At 70.1% G+C, this 18,299-nt stretch carries 15 protein-coding genes; 8 read left to right on the top strand and 7 right to left on the bottom strand.

Annotated elements, in window-relative coordinates; translation table 11 throughout:
• Nucleotides 1-175: 175 nt before the first annotated feature.
• Nucleotides 176-889, bottom strand: a complete 714-nt coding sequence (locus ACFW16_RS21095; protein WP_380308612.1) for a cupin domain-containing protein — start codon at nucleotides 887-889, stop codon at nucleotides 176-178.
• 231 nt (nucleotides 890-1,120) lie between these two features.
• Between ACFW16_RS21095 and ACFW16_RS21090 the strand changes: the two genes are divergently transcribed.
• Together ACFW16_RS21090 and ACFW16_RS21085 are read left to right on the top strand one after the other, a co-directional pair.
• On the top strand, nucleotides 1,121-2,479 hold the full coding sequence (locus tag ACFW16_RS21090; protein WP_380308610.1) for an aspartate aminotransferase family protein: 1,359 nt from the start codon (nucleotides 1,121-1,123) through the stop codon (nucleotides 2,477-2,479).
• A 289-nt stretch (nucleotides 2,480-2,768) separates the two neighbouring features.
• On the top strand, nucleotides 2,769-3,680 hold the full coding sequence (locus ACFW16_RS21085; RefSeq protein ID WP_380308608.1) for a LysR substrate-binding domain-containing protein: 912 nt from the start codon (nucleotides 2,769-2,771) through the stop codon (nucleotides 3,678-3,680).
• Here ACFW16_RS21085 and ACFW16_RS21080 read toward each other — a convergent pair.
• Complete coding sequence (locus ACFW16_RS21080) at nucleotides 3,677-3,859, bottom strand: hypothetical protein (RefSeq protein ID WP_380308606.1); 183 nt, start codon at nucleotides 3,857-3,859, stop codon at nucleotides 3,677-3,679. The two genes, ACFW16_RS21085 and ACFW16_RS21080, sit on opposite strands and share 4 nt — an antisense overlap.
• A gap of 137 nt (nucleotides 3,860-3,996) precedes the next feature.
• Here ACFW16_RS21080 and gcvA point away from each other — a divergent pair, with 137 nt between their 5' ends.
• The gene (gene gcvA / locus ACFW16_RS21075) at nucleotides 3,997-4,941 is read left to right on the top strand and encodes a transcriptional regulator GcvA (RefSeq protein WP_380308604.1); all 945 of its coding nucleotides are present in this window, start codon (nucleotides 3,997-3,999) and stop codon (nucleotides 4,939-4,941) included.
• Between the two features lie 186 nt (nucleotides 4,942-5,127).
• Here gcvA and aguB read toward each other — a convergent pair whose 3' ends face one another.
• Nucleotides 5,128-6,003 (bottom strand): N-carbamoylputrescine amidase, encoded by an 876-nt coding sequence (aguB, locus tag ACFW16_RS21070; RefSeq protein ID WP_380308602.1) that lies wholly within the window; start codon nucleotides 6,001-6,003, stop codon nucleotides 5,128-5,130.
• Between the two features lie 9 nt (nucleotides 6,004-6,012).
• On the bottom strand, nucleotides 6,013-6,264 hold the full coding sequence (locus ACFW16_RS21065) for a DUF1289 domain-containing protein (RefSeq protein WP_380308600.1): 252 nt from the start codon (nucleotides 6,262-6,264) through the stop codon (nucleotides 6,013-6,015).
• Nucleotides 6,265-6,416: 152 nt separating this feature from the next.
• Here ACFW16_RS21065 and ACFW16_RS21060 point away from each other — a divergent pair, with 152 nt between their 5' ends.
• The gene (locus ACFW16_RS21060; protein WP_380308598.1) at nucleotides 6,417-8,006 is read left to right on the top strand and encodes a trimethylamine methyltransferase family protein; all 1,590 of its coding nucleotides are present in this window, start codon (nucleotides 6,417-6,419) and stop codon (nucleotides 8,004-8,006) included.
• Nucleotides 8,007-8,009: 3 nt separating this feature from the next.
• On the opposite strand, the gene ACFW16_RS21055 is transcribed toward ACFW16_RS21060, so the two are convergent.
• From ACFW16_RS21055 to ACFW16_RS21045, 3 genes are all read right to left on the bottom strand, one after another.
• Nucleotides 8,010-9,173, bottom strand: coding sequence for an adenylate/guanylate cyclase domain-containing protein (locus tag ACFW16_RS21055; protein WP_380308596.1), 1,164 nt, complete (start codon nucleotides 9,171-9,173; stop codon nucleotides 8,010-8,012).
• A 4-nt stretch (nucleotides 9,174-9,177) separates the two neighbouring features.
• Nucleotides 9,178-10,401 carry an MFS transporter gene (locus ACFW16_RS21050; RefSeq protein ID WP_380308594.1) on the bottom strand — a complete coding sequence of 408 codons (1,224 nt, stop codon included), beginning with the start codon at nucleotides 10,399-10,401 and terminating at the stop codon, nucleotides 9,178-9,180.
• Between the two features lie 204 nt (nucleotides 10,402-10,605).
• Nucleotides 10,606-12,123 carry a DUF2272 domain-containing protein gene (locus tag ACFW16_RS21045; protein WP_380308592.1) on the bottom strand — a complete coding sequence of 506 codons (1,518 nt, stop codon included), beginning with the start codon at nucleotides 12,121-12,123 and terminating at the stop codon, nucleotides 10,606-10,608.
• A 219-nt stretch (nucleotides 12,124-12,342) separates the two neighbouring features.
• Between ACFW16_RS21045 and ACFW16_RS21040 the strand changes: the two genes are divergently transcribed.
• The 4 genes from ACFW16_RS21040 (at nucleotide 12,343) to fdhF (ending at nucleotide 18,298) form a co-directional block, all read left to right on the top strand.
• A complete protein-coding gene (locus ACFW16_RS21040; protein WP_380308590.1) occupies nucleotides 12,343-13,266 on the top strand; it encodes a LysR family transcriptional regulator in 924 nt (307 codons plus the stop codon).
• A gap of 128 nt (nucleotides 13,267-13,394) precedes the next feature.
• A complete protein-coding gene (locus tag ACFW16_RS21035; protein ID WP_380308588.1) occupies nucleotides 13,395-13,874 on the top strand; it encodes a formate dehydrogenase subunit gamma in 480 nt (159 codons plus the stop codon).
• Nucleotides 13,871-15,439, top strand: a complete 1,569-nt coding sequence (locus tag ACFW16_RS21030; RefSeq protein ID WP_380308586.1) for a formate dehydrogenase beta subunit — start codon at nucleotides 13,871-13,873, stop codon at nucleotides 15,437-15,439. Before ACFW16_RS21035 ends, ACFW16_RS21030 begins: the two co-directional genes overlap by 4 nt.
• Nucleotides 15,440-15,451: 12 nt before the next feature.
• Nucleotides 15,452-18,298 carry a formate dehydrogenase subunit alpha gene (gene fdhF, locus ACFW16_RS21025; protein ID WP_380308584.1) on the top strand — a complete coding sequence of 949 codons (2,847 nt, stop codon included), beginning with the start codon at nucleotides 15,452-15,454 and terminating at the stop codon, nucleotides 18,296-18,298.
• Nucleotide 18,299: the final 1 nt, after the last annotated feature.

Raw genomic sequence — 18,299 nt, 5'->3', positions numbered from 1 at the left:
CACGCAAACTCCTCGTCCGACTCAACGCCAAGGCCCGCGATGTCCGCCAACAACTCGCACTGGCTGCTTGACAGGCCAGACAGTCGCTCACCCGGCCTCGCGGCGCGAGGCCGACCTCTCCCGCGCCGCGGGAGAGGCACGAAGGAGGGCCCGCTCCGGGTGTCGGAGTCCGCTCTTAGAAGGAGGGCGGCGTGCAGGCCGAGACGATCTCTGCCGGCTCCTCGCCGACCACGCGGAAGCGGTGCGGCAGGCGGCTCTGGAAGTAATAGGCGTCGCCGGGGCCCAGGATGCGGCGGCGCGGGCCGACCGTCAGCTCCACCCGGCCGCGGATCACCACGCCGCCCTCCTCGCCGGCATGGCTCAGCGCCGTCGGGCCGGTGTCGGCGCCCGGCGCCAGCCGCTCGTGCAGGATCTGCAGCGCCCGGCCGGGCTGGCAGCCCACCTGGCGGTAGGAGATCAGGCCCGCCGACCCGCCGGGTTCGCCCGACCCCTCGGGGCCGCCGGGCCCGCCATGGCCGCCGAGCCGGCCGGCGATCTCGACCAGATCCGCCGCCGCGAAGAACACCGGGTCCTCCGGCCCCTCGGGCAGGGCGAAGAACTCGGCCAGGCTCAGCGGCAGCCCGTCCAGCACCCGCTTCAAGGAGCCGATCGAAGGGCTGGCGCGGTTCTGCTCGATCAGCGAGACGGTGGCGTTGGAGACGCCGGCGCGCCGCGCCAGCTCGCGCTGGCTCAGCCCGTGCTCCTCGCGCAGCCGCCGCAGCCGGCCGCCGATGTCGATGCCGGGGTCGTCTGGCGCGGCCTGGCCGGAGGAGGAAGGCGCCGGTTCCGGCGGAGGGAACCCCCTCCCCCTAGCCCCCTCCCGCGAGGGGAGGGGGGACTCGGTGACCATGGGGGCAGGACCCGGCGTAGGGGCCATGGGTGTTTTCCTGTTCGAAATCCCGAACGCCGGCATCGGGGCGGCCTCCTGCGGCGCTTTTCCCATTCTCCGGGGCGCGCGCCCGCTTGTCCAGCGATCGGGGCGGTCCTAGGCTCCCCTCCGGCCCCTCACCTTGCGGGGGCGGACCGGCGCCGGCCGTCCGGCTTGTTCGGTTCCCTCCACAGCCGACCGGAGTTGCTTGCCATGGATGACGCCCCCTTGGACGTTAAATCGGCCCGCGGCGACCTGCGCGCCCCGAACAACCTCGAATCCTTCTGGATGCCGTTCACCGCGAACCGGTCGTTCAAGGCGGCGCCGCGGCTCTACGCCTCGGCCAAGGGCATGTACTACACCACGGTCGACGGCCGCCAGGTGCTGGACGGCACCGCCGGCCTGTGGTGCGTCAACGCCGGCCACTGCCACCCGAAGATCGTCCGGGCGATCCAGGACCAGGCGGCGGAGATGGACTACGCCCCGTCCTTCCAGATGGGCCACCCCAAGGCGTTCGAGCTGTCCTCCCGCGTCGCCCAGCTGCTGCCGGGCGACCTCGACCACGTCTTCTTCGCCGCCGGCGGCGGGTCCGAGGCGGTGGACAGCGCGCTGAAGATCGCCCTGGCCTATCAGCGCCAGATCGGCCAGGGCACCCGCACCCGGCTGATCGGGCGCGAGCGCGGCTATCACGGCGTCGGCTTCGGCGGCATCTCGGTCGGCGGCATGGTCGCCAACCGCCGCACCTTCGGCACCATGCTCAGCGGCGTCGACCACCTGCGCCACACCCACGACCTGGCGCGCAACGCCTTCAGCCGCGGCCTGCCGGAGCACGGCGCCGAGCTGGCCGACGACCTGGAGCGGCTGGTCGCGCTGCACGACGCCTCCACCATCGCCGCGGTGATCGTCGAGCCGGTGGCCGGCTCCACCGGCGTGCTGCTGCCGCCCAAGGGCTATCTGCAGCGGCTGCGCGAGATCTGCGACAAGCACGGCATCCTGCTGATCTTCGACGAGGTCATCACCGGCTTCGGCCGCCTCGGCGCCGGCTTCGCCGCCGACTGGTTCGGCGTGCAGCCGGACATGGTGACCATGGCCAAGGGCCTGACCAACGCCGCCGTCCCGGCCGGCGCCGTCGGCGTGCGCAAGCACATCTACGACGCCTTCATGACCGGGCCGGAGCACATGATCGAGCTGTTCCACGGCTACACCTACTCGGCCCATCCGCTGGCCATGGCCGCCGGCCTCGCCACCCTCGACGTGTACCGCGAGGAGGGGCTGTTCGAGCGCGTCGCCGACCTGGCGCCGTACTGGGAGCAGGCGCTGCACAGCCTGAAGGGCACCCGCCACGTCATCGACATCCGCAACCTCGGCCTGATCGGCGCGGTGGAGCTGGAGCCGATCGCCGGCCGCCCGACCGCCCGGGCCTACGACCTGTTCATCAAGTGCTTCCAGAAGGGGGTCGGCATCCGCACCACCGGCGACATCGTCGCCCTGTCGCCGCCCTTCATCATCGAGAAGGCCGAGATCGACCGGATCGTCGACACCCTGCGCGAGACCCTGCAGTCGCTGGACTGAGGCGGGCAGGGGCGACTGAAGACGGAGATAAATGAGTCCCCCCTCCCCTTGCGGGAGGGGGGTAGGGGGAGGGGGTTCTCCCGGTTTGAACCGGCGTCAGGCTATAGGCGCTGTGATGACGCAGACGATCTTACCCATTCGCGCGCCCATTCGCGCGCCCATTCGCGCGCGGACCCCTCCCCCTAACCCCCTCCCGCAAGGGGAGGGGGGACTAAGGTGTATTGTAGTCCCGAGCATTCAGACCGAACATCGAACACACCGTTCCCGCCTGCTGCCGACGCCCTGACCCATGGACACCCAGCCAGGCTTCCAGCTTCCGCCGTTGTCCGCGGTGCGGGTGTTCGAGGCCGCGGCCCGCCACCTCAGCTTCACCCGCGCGGCGGCGGAGCTGGGCATGACCCAGGCGGCGGTCAGCTACCAGATCCGCCTGCTCGAGGACCGGGTCGGCGCGCCCCTGTTCCACCGCCTCACCCGCAAGGTGGCGCTGACCGAGGCCGGGCAGCGCCTCGCGCCGGTGCTGACCGAGGCGCTGTCGCGCATGGCCGGGGCCTTCGCCGCGCTGCGCGACGACGCCGGCGGGCTGCTCTCGGTCACCACCGTGCTGACCATGGCCTCGAACTGGCTGGTGCCGCGGCTCGGCCGGTTCCAGGCCGTCCATCCGCGGATCACGGTGCGGGTCGACACGGGCCACAAGAACATCGATTTCACCCGCGGCGACTACGACCTCGGCATCCGCTTCGGCCGCGGCGTCTGGCCGGGCCTGGCGGCGCACCGCCTGATCCCCGGCGACTGCACGCCGCTGTGCACCCCGGCGCTGGTCGGGCGTGCCGGCGGCCTCGGCCATCCGCGCGACCTGCTGCGCCTGCCGCTCTTGTGGGACGACGCCGATCTGTGGCAGCGCTGGTTCGCCGCGGCGGGGGAGGCGGTGCCGGCCTCGGTCGCCGATGAGGGGCTGCGGCTCGACACCCAGCAGATGATGGGCCAGGTGGTGAAGGCGGGGCAGGGCGTGGCGCTGCTCAACCCGCTGTTCTTCGCCGAGGAGCTGGCCTCCGGCCAGCTGGTGCAGCCCTTCCCGACGCTGCTGCGCGAGAACGGCGCCTACTACGTGGTCTATCTCGAGACCCGCCGCGACGTGCCCAAGATCGCCCTGTTCCGCGACTGGCTGCTGGCCGAGGCGGCGGAGGCGATGGCCCGTGGTTAGCTCCTGTCGAACCCGAGGTCCCGCCGCATCTGGTCGGACAGGGCCTTCGGGTCGAGCACGCGGCCGGCGGCCGGGCGCAGCATCCGGCGGCCGACGGCCCGCAGGATGGACATCAGGCCGCGCCGAGGGCGAAGTCGGGGGATCGGGCGCGCGGGCGCCCGCTGGACGATGCTGGTCATCTCGGTCTCCGGATGGCCCGGAACGCATCAGCTCTGTTGATGGGTTCGACGGGCCGTGGCGTTGTATGAGAGGAATATCGGCGTTCCGCGGGCGTCCGACCAACGCGTTCTCGATAAGCAACGGATAAGCTGTCTTTATGGATGAAGGATCAGCCTCGCGCCTGCCGCCGCTGCCGGCCATCCGGGTGTTCGAGGCCGCGGCGCGGCACCTCAGCTTCACCAGGGCGGCGGCGGAGCTGGGCATGACCCAGGCGGCCGTCAGCTACCAGATCCGCCTGCTGGAGGACCGGGTCGGCGCGCCCCTGTTCCGCCGCCTGACCCGCAAGGTCGAGCTGACCGAGACCGGGGAGCGCCTGGCGCCGGCGGTGACCGAGGCGCTGGCCCGGCTGGCCGGCGCCTTCGCCGCGGCGCGCGACGACACCGGCGGCCTGCTGTCGATCACCTCGATCCACACCTTCGCCACCAACTGGCTGGTGCCGCGGCTGGGCCGGTTCCAGCTGGCCCATCCCGGCATCGCCGTGCGGCTCGACACCCGGACGAAGCTGGTCGACTTCACCCGCGGCGACAGCGATGTCGGCATCCGCCACGGCATCGGCGTCTGGCCCGGCCTGGCGGCGCATCCGCTGATGCCGATCGAATACACCGCCCTGTGCAGCCCGGCGCTGCGCGACCGCGCCGGCGGCCTGGCCCATCCGCGCGACCTGCTGCAGCTGCCCTTGATGTGGGACGGCGGCGACTCCTACTGGCAGCGCTGGTTCGCCGCCGCCGGCCTGGCGGTGCCGGAGTCGGTGTCCAATGGCGGCCTGCGGCTCGAGAACCAGCAGATGATGGGCCGCGCGGCGCAGGCGGGGCAGGGGGTGGCCCTGCTCAACCCGACCTTCTTCCTCGACGAGCTCGCCGCGGGCGAGCTGGTCCGGCCCTTCCCGGCCAGCATCCGGGACGAGGGCTCGTATCACCTCGTCTATCTCGACAGCCGCCGCGACGTGCCGAAGATCGCCGCCTTCCGCGACTGGATCCTGGCCGAGATCGCCGCGGACGAGAGGCAGGGCGCTTCCTCAACCCGGGATAACGGTTCAGCGTAGTTGCGCTTGACTCTTTGTTCCGCTTTTGTTCTGATTGTCGCAGATGAGCCCGTTCGAGACCGCGCTGGCGTGAGTCGGCTGGCGGTGGTGTCGAGAACCGGCGCGCAGCGGACGTTAAAGTCCGTGAGCACCGGAAGCGCAGAAACCGCCGTCAGACGGCCGCGCCAGTAGCGGTATCGGACGGGCTCAGGGCCGGGTCGACCCGTCATAGGTCAGGATCGCGCCGTACAGCTCCGGCCGGCGGTCGCGGAACAGGCCCCAGCTGGCGCGCTGGGCCCGGATGGCGTCGAGGTCGAAGCTCGCCACCAGCACCTCCTCCCCGGTGCGGCCGGCCTGGGCCACCAGCTCGCCGGTCGGGCCGGCGATGAAGGAGGAGCCGTAGAAGGTCTGGCTGAAGCGCTCGCCCTCCTCGGTGCCGATGCGGTTCGACGCCACCAGCGGGACCAGGTTGGCGCCGGCATGGCCCTGCATCACCCGGGTCCAGTGCGCCTGGCTGTCGAGCCCGCCATCCTGCGGCTCGCTGCCGATCGCGGTCGGGTACAGCAGCACATCGGCGCCCATCAGCGCCATGCAGCGCGCCGCCTCCGGGTACCACTGGTCCCAGCAGATGCCGCAGCCGACGGCGCCGTAGCGGGTCTTCCAGACCTTGAAGCCGGTATCGCCGGGGTTGAAGTAGAACTTCTCCTCATAGCCCGGCCCGTCCGGGATGTGCGACTTGCGGTAGACGCCCAGCACGCTGCCGTCGGCGTCGACCATGGCGATGGTGTTGTAATAGGCGTTGTTGGCGCGCTCGAACACGCTGACCGGCATCGCCACCTGCAGCTCCGCCGCGAGGGCGCGGAACCGCTCCACCACCGGGTGTCCGTCGATCGGCTGGGCCAAAGCGAAATGCGTCTGCAGCTCGTCGCGGCAGAAATACGGGGCGGCGAACAGCTCCTGCGGCAGCACGATCTGGGCGCCCTGGGCTGCGGCCCGGCGCACCAGCGCCTCGACCCGGTCCAGGGTCTCGGCCTCGTTCCAGGTGCAGAAGGTCTGGGTGGCGGCGACGGTGACGGTGGTCATGGCATGTCCTCAGACGGGCTGCGGCTGGCGCCGGCGCGGCCGGCTGTCGGCGGCGCTGGTGCGGCCGCGGGCGCGGCGGCGCTCCTTCAGCCGCTGCAGCACGGCCAGCCGCCAGCCGTTGTCGGCGTCGCGCCAGGCCGCGATCTCCTCGACCGTGCGCAGGCAGCCGGCGCACAGGCCGGTCCCGGCCTCGAGCGTGCAGACGCCGATGCAGGGCGAGACGATCGGGGGCAGGTCGGCGGGCGGGAGATCGGAGACCATGGCCCTCTCCAGGTAACCCGGCGGCGGGCCGGGTTCAAGGCGGCGCGTGCGGGGCGGAGCGGTGGTGTCGTGGGCGGGCGAGGCCGGGTCGCAGGCGCGATGGTCGGCATGGCCTCGCGGCGTAGCATCGGCCCATTGCGAGGAGGAAGCGCATGACCGAGCCTGCCCCGACCCCAACGGACCTGCCCGCCCCCGAGGAGACCGGCGGCCGGGCCGGCCGGCGCGGCCGCGGCGGGGCCGAGGCCCGGCGGGCCCTGCGCCGCGGCGGCGGGCTGCAGCAGCTGAAATACATCTCGCGCAAGATCCCGCTCTACGAGGTCTTGAAGACCGACGGGCTGGAGCTGATCGAGCACAACGCCGACACGGTGCTGGAGGAGATCGGCCTCGAGTTCCGCGACGACGAGGAGACGCTGGAGCTGTGGAAGGCGGCCGGCGCCGACGTCCAGGGCACCCGCATCCGCTTCCCGCGCGGCCTGTGCCGGCAGCTGGTGCAGGCGACCGCGCCGCGCGAGTTCACCCAATATGCGCGGAACCCGGACCGCTCGGTGCAGATCGGCGGCGGCAACACCGTCTTCGCCCCGGTCTATGGCCCGCCCTTCATCCGCACCCTCGACGAGGGCCGCCGCTACGCCCGGATCGAGGATTTCCGCAACTTCGTGAAGCTCGCCTACATGACGCCGGCGATGCACCATTCCGGCGGCACCGTGTGCGAGCCCGTCGACCTGCCGGTGAACAAGCGGCATCTCGACATGGTCTATTCCCACATCAGGTACTCCGACAAACCGTTCATGGGCTCGGTGACGGCGCCGGAGCGGGCGGAGGACACGGTCGCCATGGCGCGGCTGGTGTTCGGCGAGGAGTTCGTCGACCGGAACTGCGTGCTGATCAGCCTGATCAACGCCAACTCGCCGATGGTGTGGGACGGCACCATGCTCGGCGCCTTGAAGACCTACGCCCGGGCCAACCAGGCGGTGATCGTCACGCCGTTCATCCTGGCGGGCGCCATGGCGCCGGTGACCAGCGCCGGCGTGCTGACCCAGACGCTCGCGGAGAGCTTGGCCGGCATGGCCACGGCGCAGCTGTGCCGCCCCGGCGCGCCCGTCGTGTTCGGCTCCTTCGCCAGCTCGATCTCGATGCAGTCGGGCGCGCCGACCTTCGGCACGCCGGAGCCGGCGCTGGTGCTGTACGGCGCCGCCGCCCTGGCCCGGCGCCTGGGCGTGCCGTTCCGCTCCGGCGGCTCGCTCTGCGGCTCCAAGGCCCCGGACGCCCAGGCGGCGTTCGAGAGCGCGAACACCCTGCTGCCGACCATGCTGGGCGGGGTGAACTTCGTGCTGCACGCCGCCGGCTGGCTCGAAGGCGGCCTGGTCAGCTCCTACGAGAAGTTCATCCTCGACGCCGACCAGCTCGGCATGATGCAGGTGATGGCCGAGGGCATCGACCTCAGCGAGAACGGCCAGGCGATGGACGCGATCCGCCAGGTCGGCCCGGGCAGCCACTATCTCGGCTGCGACCACACCCAGCGCAACTTCGAGACCGCCTTCTACCGCTCGACCGTCGCCGACAACAATTCCTACGAGCAGTGGGAGGCGGAAGGGCGCCAGGACGCTTCGCAGCGCGCCAACACGCTGTGGAAGCGCATGCTGGAGGAGTACGAGGCGCCGGCGATCGACCCCGCGGTGGACGAGGCGCTGCAGGACTTCATGCGGCGCAAGAAGGACAGCATGCCCGACGCCTTCACCTGAGGCCTATTCGGCCTCCCAGCCGAACAGTTCCAGCGGCTCGGCGAAGCCCTTCAGTGGGTGCGGGCCGATGCTGCGGCTGCCCGGCCGGTCCAGCAGCGCCGCGAAGCGCGGTGACATCAAGAGGGGCTGGCCGGTGGTGGCGCAGGCGGTCTGGATCCGGCTGACCAGGTTGACGTCGCGGCCGATCACGGTGAAGTCCAGCCGCCCGCCGGAGCCGATGTTGCCGTAGGCGACCTTGCCGTGATGCAGCGCCACCCCGGCGGAGAGCGGCGTGCCGGCCTGGGAGGCGGAGTGGATGCTGGCCAGGGCCTGGCGGGCCGCGTCGAACGCCGCGGCGCAGCTCGCCGCCGGCCCGGCCTCCAGGTGGAAGAAGGCCAGGACGGCGTCGCCCATGAACTTCAGCACCTCGCCGCCGGCGGCCGCGATCGGCGGCACCAGCTGGTCGAAGTAGAGGTTCAGCCGGTCCAGCATCTGCTCGGGTGGCAGCCGGTTCGACAGCACGGTGAAGTCGCGCAGGTCGCACAGCAGCAGCGCTGCTTCCAGCGTCTCGACGTCGCCGCGCCGGATGTGCCCTTCCAGGATGCGCCGGCCGGTGATCGGGCCGACATAGGTGTCGAGCAGCGTCGCCTCGGCCAGCCGCAGCAGGCGGATCTCGCAGGCGCCGCGCAGGGCCGGGACGATGCGCTGCAGCAGGGCGCGGCCGTCCGGCCCGAACCCGTCCGGCCGCCGCGTGGCGAAGACCACTGCGCTCGCCGGGCCCTGGCCCATCAGCAGCGGCACCACCTCCGCCACCGCCAGGTTGCGGCCCTGGAAGAAGTCGAGCTCCTCCAGCCCGGCGATCTCCTCCGGCGTCGAGAGGCTCAGCCAGCTCCGCTCCTCGGTGGCGCGCCGGATCGGGTTGCCGGCGAAGAAGGGCAGGCGCTCGATCGAGTTGTCGCGGTCGCGCTGCTCCACCGGCTCGCCCACGGTCCAGGCCAGGGTGCGGGCCAGGATCTGCGGGTGCAGCGTGCGCAGATGCAGGCTCAGCCGGTCGATCGGCAGCCCCAGCGCGCGCAGCCGCCGGCCGAGTTCGCTCAGCATCGCCGCGTCAGTGGCGTCGTGGCATTCGTCGCCCGACAGCCACTCGATCAGCCCGGCGACGCCGGTCGGCGCGGGATTGGTCATCATTCGATCAGCCTGACAGGGTCTGCGCCTTGCGCAGCGCCGGGAACAGCCGCATCCACAAGAGCGCGACCACGACGGTGCCGACGCCGCCCAGGATGCCGGCCGGCACCGCGCCGAGCAGCCCGGCGGCCATGCCGGATTCGAACTCGCCGAGCTGGTTCGACGTGCCGATGAACAGCGAGTTCACGGCACTGACCCGGCCGCGCATCCCGTCCGGCGTCAAGAGCTGCACCAGCGAGCTGCGGATCACCACGCTGACGTTGTCGGCGGCGCCGAGCACCGCCAGCGCGACCAGCGACACGGCGAGGCTGGTCGAGGCGGCGAACACCACGGTGGCGGCGCCGAACACGATCACCGCGGCGAACATCTTGTGGCCGACGGCGCGGCGCAGCGGCACCCGGGTCAGTACCGCCGACATGACCAGCGCCCCGGCGGCGGGGGCGGCGCGCAGCAGGCCCAGCCCCCAGGGGCCGGTCTGCAGGATGTCATGGGCATAGATCGGCAGCAGTGCGGTGGCCCCGCCCAGCAGCACGGCGAACATGTCGAGCGAGATGGCGCCGAGGATCATCGGCTGGCTGCGGATGAAGGCGATGCCGGAGAACACCGAGCGCAGCGTCGCCGGCTCGCGCCGCGGCGCCGGCCGTTCCAGCCGCATCGCCAGCATCAGCGCGCAGGCGGCGAGGAAACAGGCGGCGGCGACGGCGAAGGGCACGGTGGTGCCGACGGCGTAGAGCAGCCCGCCGATCGACGGGCCGACGATCGTCGCCGTCTGCATCGCGGAGGAGGAGACGGCGAGCGCCCGGGGCAGGATGCCGGCCGGCACCACGGCCGGCAGCAGCGCCGCCATGGTCGGCTGCTCGAAGGCGCGGGCCGCGCCCAGCACCAGCACCGCGGCGAAGATGCCGGGCACGGTCAGCCAGCCGTCCAGGATGCCGAGCGCCAGCACCACCAGCGTCGCCCCTTCGACGAACAGGCAGATCTGGACGATCCGGCGGCGGTCGTAGCGGTCGGCGACATGGCCGACCAGCAGCGTCAGCACCACCATCGGCAGGAACTGGAACAGCCCGACCAGCCCCAGGCTGTAGGCGCTGCCGGTCAGGGCGTAGACCAGCCAGCCGATGGCGACGGCCGACATCTGGAAGCCGATGGCGGACAGCACCCGCGCGCCCCAGAACACCAGGAAGGAGGGATGGTCGAGCAGGCGGTCGCTGCCCAGGGCTGTCGTCGTCACGGGATCGCAGTCTCGAATGCGGAGGACGGCAGATTAGCGACCCGATCCCCTTAGACAAATTGAAAGACGCACGAAAGGACGATGCTGTGGCTGGCTGGCCGGCATGCAGGCGGTCTGGATCGACCGAGTGGAGCGATGCCACCGTCGATCAGATCAAATCCAGCCGCCCGCCGGGGCCAATCGCGGTTCTTGTCTGGAAGGCGGCTACGGCTGATAGGGCTTGGTATCCAGCTGGGCACTGACGATCGCCTCCAGCATCGCGTGACTCATGCCGGTCCCGCCGCCGAAGTGCCACCAGTTGAGACCTGCGATCTGTCCGTACCCGGCCCAGGTATTGAGAAAGACCTGCAGCTTCGCCTCGGCGTCCTGTCGGTTGAACCCGCCTTCGCCCCAATAGGCCTGGCCGGTCAGGATGAGTGGCTTGGGATCTGTCAAGCTCAAGCGCCGCCAGCGATCCAGACAGAGATCGGCATAGGCTGCGGGATCGTTCCGGCCGTAGGTTGTGCCGCCGGGCCTGCGGAACTGGTCGACCATAGTCCGGTTCGGGAAGTTGAACCAGTAGACCTGTGGCGCCACGGCGTCGACGAAGGGCAGGATGGCGGCCATCAGCTGCGGTTCATGCCAGTCGACAAGGGCGAAGCTCGAGACCCCAAACGATCCCTGCAGGGCATCGCGGATAGTCCCGCCGAAAGTCTCGATTTCCTCCGGCCGCCACATTGAGTTGTTATGGCCTGGTTCGATATCGGCGACATAGTCGACGAGGCCGAAGGAGGCGAGCTCCCGAAGCGCCGTACGCGCCTCGCCCCTTGCGTCCTCGCCCTGGCACCATCCCCAACCAGCCACGGCGACCCCCGCCGCCTTGACGGCGTCGATCAACGCTCGCGTCGCTGTCGTCTGTGCCGTATTCAGGGAAGATCGTCCGTGGATGCGGATCCACGCATGCGTCATACCGGCCCGCACCATGGCCTGGGCCGTGTTCGCAGCCGAGCCGTAGTCGTCGATCGTCGCGACTGCATCGTAGACGAAGGTCCCGTGGCCACGGAGCGCCTGGGACAGGCCGGCCCCGGCGGCCGCTTCGCGGCGGCCAATGTCGCGAAGCACCGTACCGGCATCCTTCATGTTCTGAATGACGCAGATGTAGGGATTGACGCTGCGTTGCCGGACGGTGCCGGCGCGCGTCAGCTCGACCTCGGTGCGCCGGATGGAGTCGGATTCGTTGCCGCCGACGGTGACGGCATAGCGTTTGCCCGCGCGTTCGATCAGATCCACGACGATGGCGCCATGGGAGTTATAGCTGTCGCGGCTCCGCGCCTCGTCATAGGTCACCCGGCCGCGACCGCGATTGGCGCAGATCACGTCGCCGATGTCGGGAGCGTAAGAGTCGATCGGGCGGGCACGGAACACGCCCCGCCCGGCATCGGCGTCAGCGATCGCCTTTCTGATGTACATCGCGTGCCGGATCGAGAAGTCGAACTCCTGGTTCGTCGCGCCGGCATCGAGGAGACACCAGGAGACAAAGGTGGCGGACCAGGCCCACGCGGAGATGTCCGACGACATGGCCCAGCCGAGGGGATCATTCGGATCAGCCGCCTTCAATTGGGCAAGATAGGTGTCGTAGATGCGGCTGCGCAGACGTCGGTCGGTCTCTGGGACACCGCTGAAACGCTGATGCTCCCCGATGGCGACGGTGGCAAGCCGCTGGGCGAATGCGCTGACGGGCATCTGAAAATCTCCACGAAAATTCACGTGCGTTAAAAAATCTCGAGGCTGAGCAAGTTGCCCGATCCGAGTCAAACAGCTGTGCCGTCCGGACGCATCATCCAAACAGATGATATCGGCGTCGGCCGGCCGGGTTCCCGGCGCGGTTTGAAATGGGGCGATTGCGGACCGGATGGAAGCAGCCGATAACCATGCGTTATCAAGCCGCATCCCGGAGGCCCGATGGTCATCCGCCAGCTCGAATACCTCGTCGCGCTCGCCCGCGAGAAGCATTTCGCCCGCGCGGCGGAGGCCTGCCGCGTGTCGCAGCCGGCCCTCTCCACCGCCCTGCGCCAGCTGGAGGAGGAACTGCAGGTGCCGATCGTCGAGCGCGGCCACCGCTTCCAGGGCTTCACCCGCGAGGGCGCCTGCGTGCTCGACTGGGCCAAGAAGATCCTGGCCGACCGTGATGGCCTGGCGCAGGAGCTGGCGATGCTGCAGCAGGGGCTGGCCGGCAAGCTGCGGATCGGCGCCGTGCCCTCGGCCCTGCCGATCGTCTCGCTGATCACCTCGCCCTTCGCCCAGACCCACCCGGCCGTCACCGTCTCGGTGCTGTCGCAGACCTCGATCCAGATCGAGGCCGGGCTGGAGAACTTCGAGATCGATGTCGGCGTCACCTATCTCGACAACGAGCCGCTGCGCCATGTCCGCAGCCTGCCGCTGTACCAGGAGGATTACATCCTGCTGATGCCGGCGGATCAGGCGCCGGCATCGCGCCGGACCATCTCCTGGACCGAGGCGGCGGAGCTGCCGCTGTGCCTCCTGACCCCGACCATGCAGAACCGGCGGATCATCGACGGCATCTTCCGGTCGGTGGGCTGCTCGCCACACGCGGCGGTCGAGACCGACAGCATCATCAACCTGTGCTCGCATGTCCGCTCCGGCTTCTGGTCCAGCGTCATGCCGCGGGCGCTCCTGCACCTGTTCGGGGTTCCGGCGGGCACCCGCGCCCTGCGCCTGGTCGACCCGGCCGCCACCCGCACCGTCGGGCTGGTGATGGCCGACCGCGACCCGCCGTCGCCGCTGGCCCGCGGCCTGTTCGACACGGCCCGCACCCTCGATCTCGACGCTGAACTGCAGGCGACGCCGCTCCAGCCGGCTTATTGATAAGCGCTGTTTATCAATTCATCCGGGCTTTGTATTTGAATCTGGTATACGGCCCCGCCCATCCTAGATCTATCGGGTGGCAGCCAAGGGCCGCCCGGACCAACGAACCCGAAAAGGGAGTGGGACGGATGCCCGAACACCGGGGCTGGGACGCCGAGGTGGCGCGTGACGTGATCGCATCGCATGGTGCGACCGAAGGGCCGTTGCTGCCCATCCTGCACGACCTGCAATCGATCTTCGGCCATGTGCCGCGCGAGGCGGTGCCGCTCTTGGCCGACGCGCTGAACCTGTCCCGCGCCGAAGTGCACGGGGTCATCACCTTCTATCACGATTTCCGGGCCGAGCCGGCCGGGCGCCACGTGCTGAAGCTGTGCCAGGCCGAGGCCTGCCAGTCGATGGGCGCGCGCGACCTGGCCGAGCATCTGCGGCGGCGGCTCGACATCGGCCTGCACGAGACCACGGCGGATGGCCGGATCACGGTCGAGCCGGTCTACTGCCTCGGCAACTGCGCCTGTGCCCCGGCGGCGATGGCCGATGGCGAGCTGGTCGGGCGGATCGATACGAAGCGCCTCGACCGCCTGGTCGACGTGATGGAGGCGACGCCGTGAAGGTCTTCGTCCCCCGCGACGCCGCCGCCGTCTCGGTCGGCGCCGACGACGTCGCCCGCGCGATCCAGGCCGAGGCCGCCGCCCGCGGCATCGCGCTGCAGCTGGTCCGCAACGGCTCGCGCGGCCTCTTGTGGCTGGAGCCTTTCGTCGAGGTCGAGACGCCGTCCGGACGCATCGGCTACGGCCCGGTCGCGGCGGAGGACGTGCCCGGCCTGTTCGCCGCCGGCTTCGCCGAGGGCGGCGACCATGCGCTGTGCCACGGCCGGCCGGAAGAGATCCCGTATCTCGCCCGACAGCAGCGCCTGACCTTCGCCCGCTGCGGCATCACCGACCCGCTGTCGCTCGACGACTACGAGGCGCATGACGGGCTGAAGGGTCTGCACGCCGCGCTGGCGATGGAGCCGGCGGCGATCGTCGAGACGGTCACGGCCTCCGGCCTGCGCGGCCGCGGTGGCGCAGGCTTCCCGACCGGCATCAAGTGGCGCACCGTGCTGCAGGCCCAGGCCGACCGGAAATACATCGTCTGCAACGCCGACGAGGGCGACAGCGGCACCTTTGCCGACCGCATGATCATGGAGGGCGACCCCTTCCTGCTGATCGAGGGCATGATCATCGCCGGTATCGCCACCGGCGCCACCAAGGGCTTCGTCTACATCCGTTCCGAATACCCGCATGCGGTGGCGGCGATGAACGCGGCGATCGACATCGCCTATCAGCGCCGCGTGCTGGGCCCCAGCGTGCTGGACAGCGGCAAGCGTTTCGACCTCGAGGTCCGGGTCGGCGCCGGCGCCTATATCTGCGGTGAGGAGACCTCGCTGCTGGAGAGCCTGGAGGGCAAGCGCGGCATGGTGCGGCCGAAACCGCCGCTGCCGGCGCTGAAGGGCCTGTTCGGCCGGCCGACCGTGATCAACAACGTGCTGTCGCTGACCTCGGTGCCGATCATCCTCGACAAGGGCGCCGCCTTCTACGCCGATTACGGCACCGGCCGGTCGCGCGGCACCCAGCCGCTGCAACTGGCCGGCAACGTCAAGCACGGCGGGCTGATCGAGGTCGCCTTCGGCCTGACCCTGCGCGAGCTGATCGAGGGCTTCGGCGGCGGCACCGCCAGCGGCCGGCCGTTCCGCGCGGTCCAGGTCGGCGGCCCGCTCGGCGCCTATTTCCCGGAGAGCCTGCTGGACACTCCGCTCGACTACGAGTCGATGGCGGCGAAGAAGGGCATGCTCGGCCATGGCGGGGTGGTGGTGTTCGACGACAGCGTCGACCTCGCCGTCCAGGCCCGCTTCGCCATGGAGTTCTGCGCCATCGAGAGCTGCGGCAAGTGCACGCCCTGCCGCATCGGCTCGACCCGCGGCGCCGAGACGATCGACAAGATCATCGCCAACCGGGACATCGGCGGACGCGAGCTCGGCCGCAACCTGACGCTGATCGAAGACCTGTGTGAGACCATGCTGGACGGGTCGCTCTGCGCCCTCGGCGGCCTCACCCCCTATCCGGTGCTCAGCGCCCTGACCCACTTCCCCGATGATTTCGACCGAGCGCCCGCCCCGGCGCAAGCGGCCGAGTAAGGAGGCCACCCGATGGCTCTCGTGACGGAACAGGATTTCGGGACCCCGGCGCGGATCTCGCCCAATCTGGTGACGCTGGAGATCGACGGCCAGGTCGTGACCGTGCCCGCCGGCACCTCGGTGATGCGCGCGGCGGCCGAGATCGAGACCACGATCCCGAAGCTGTGCGCGACCGACAGCCTGGAGCCCTTCGGCTCCTGCCGGCTCTGCGTCGTCGAGATCGAGGGGCGGCGCGGCACGCCGGCCTCCTGCACCACCCCGGTCGAGCCCGGCATGAAGGTGCGGACGCAGACGCCGAAGCTGGCGAAGCTGCGCCGGAACGTGATGGAGCTCTACATCTCCGACCATCCGCTGGACTGCCTGACCTGCGCCGCCAACGGCGACTGCGAGCTGCAGGACATGGCCGGCGTCGTCGGCCTGCGCGAGGTCCGTTATGGCTATGACGGCGCCAACCACCTGGTCGGCGAGAAGGACACCTCCAACCCCTATTTCACCTTCGACCCGACCAAATGCATCGTCTGCTCGCGCTGCGTCCGGGCCTGCGAGGAGGTGCAGGGCACCTTCGCCCTGACCATCGACGGGCGCGGCTTCGGCTCCTTCGTCTCGGCCGGCCAGGATGACGGCTTCAAGGAGAGCGAGTGCGTCTCCTGCGGCGCCTGCGTCCAGGCCTGCCCGACCGCGACGCTGATGGAGAACAGCATCATCGAGGCCGGGCAGCCGGAGCATTCGGTGGTCACCACCTGCGCCTATTGCGGCGTCGGCTGCGCCTTCAAGGCCGAGATGCAGGGCACCGAGGTGGTGCGGATGACGCCGTACAAGGACGGCAAGGCCAATCACGGCCACAGCTGCGTCAAGGGCCGTTTCGCCTGGGGCTACGCCACGCACAAGGACCGGATCACCAAGCCGATGATCCGGAAGCAGATCACCGATCCATGGCGCGAGGTGTCGTGGGAGGAGGCGATCAATTATGCCGCCTCCGAGCTGAAGCGGATCCAGGCCACCTACGGCCGCGATTCGATCGGCGGCATCACCTCGTCGCGCTGCACCAACGAGGAGACCTACCTCGTCCAGAAGATGATCCGCGCCGGCTTCGGCAACAACAATGTCGACACCTGCGCCCGGGTCTGCCACTCGCCGACCGGCTACGGCCTGGGCCAGACCTACGGCACCTCGGCCGGGACCCAGGATTTCGACAGCGTCGACGAGACCGACGTGATGGTGGTGATCGGCGCCAACCCGACCGATGCGCATCCCGTCTTCGCCAGCCGGATGAAGCGCCGGCTGCGCGAGGGCGCCCGGCTGATCGTGGTCGATCCGCGCCGGATCGACCTGGTGAAGTCGGCCCACATCAAGGCCGACCACCATTTGCCGCTCAAGCCCGGCACCAATGTCGCGGTCGTCAACGCGCTCGCCCATGTGATCGTGACCGAGGGGCTGGCGGCGGACGACTACATCCGCGAGCGCTGCGACCTGGCCGAGTTCTCGCGCTGGGCCGAGTTCATCGCCGATCCGCGCCATTCGCCGGAGGCGGTGGAGGAACTGACCGGCGTGCCGGCGGCCGAGGTGCGGGCGGCGGCGCGGCTCTACGCCACCGGCGGCCGGGCGGCGATCTATTACGGCCTCGGCGTGACCGAGCACAGCCAGGGCTCGACCATGGTCATGGGCATGGCCAACCTCGCCATGCTGACCGGCAACATCGGCCGGCGCGGCGTCGGCGTGAACCCGCTGCGCGGCCAGAACAACGTCCAGGGCTCCTGCGACATGGGGTCCTTCCCGCATGAGTTCCCGGGCTACCGCCACGTCTCCGGCGACGAGGTGCGGAAGATCTACGAGGAGATGTGGGAGGTGTCGCTGTCCGGCGAGCCTGGCCTGCGCATCCCGAACATGCTCGATGCCGCGGTCGAGGGCACCTACAAGGGCATCTACATCCAGGGCGAGGACATCGCCCAGTCCGACCCCGACGTGAAGCATGTCACCGCCGGCCTGGCGGCGATGGAATGCGTCATCGTCCAGGACCTGTTCCTGAACGAGACCGCCAGCTACGCCCATGTGTTCCTGCCCGGCTCCTCCTTCCTCGAGAAGGACGGCACCTTCACCAATGCGGAGCGGCGGATCAGCCGCGTCCGGCGTGCCATCCCGCCCAAGGCCGGCTATGCCGACTGGGAGGTGACGATGATGCTGTCGGAGGCGCTCGGTTACCCGATGCGCTACAGCCACCCGGGCGAGATCATGGACGAGATCGCCCGGACCACGCCGACCTTCAAGAACGTGTCGTTCCAGCGGCTGGACGAGCTCGGCTCGGTGCAGTGGCCGTGCAACGACGCGGCGCCGGAAGGCACGCCGATCATGCATATCGACCGTTTCGTCCGCGGCAAGGGCCGGTTCATGATCACCGAGTTCGTGCCGACCGAGGAGCGCACGGGGCCGCGCTTCCCGCTGGTGCTGACCACCGGCCGCATCCTCAGCCAGTACAATGTCGGCGCCCAGACCCGGCGCACCGACAACATCGCCTGGCATGAGGAGGACGTGCTGGAGATCCACCCGTCCGACGCCGAGAACCGTGGCGTCCGCGACGGCGACTGGGTGGCGCTGGCCAGCCGGTCGGGCGAGACCAGCCTGCGAGCCAGGATCTCCGACCGGATGCAGCCGGGCGTCGTCTACACCACCTTCCACCATGCCGAGACCGGCGCCAACGTGGTCACCACCGACTATTCCGACTGGGCCACGAACTGCCCGGAATACAAGGTGACGGCGGTGCAGGTGCGGCGGGTGAACCACCTGTCCGACTGGCAGGTCGCCTATCGCGAGCTGCGCGAGAAGACGATACAAATCGAGCGCCCGCAGGAGGCGGCGGAGTAGC

Source organism: Inquilinus sp. NPDC058860 (assembly GCF_042743185.1).
Lineage (GTDB): Bacteria > Pseudomonadota > Alphaproteobacteria > DSM-16000 > Inquilinaceae > Inquilinus.
This window is presented reverse-complemented; position numbering and strand designations above follow the sequence as displayed.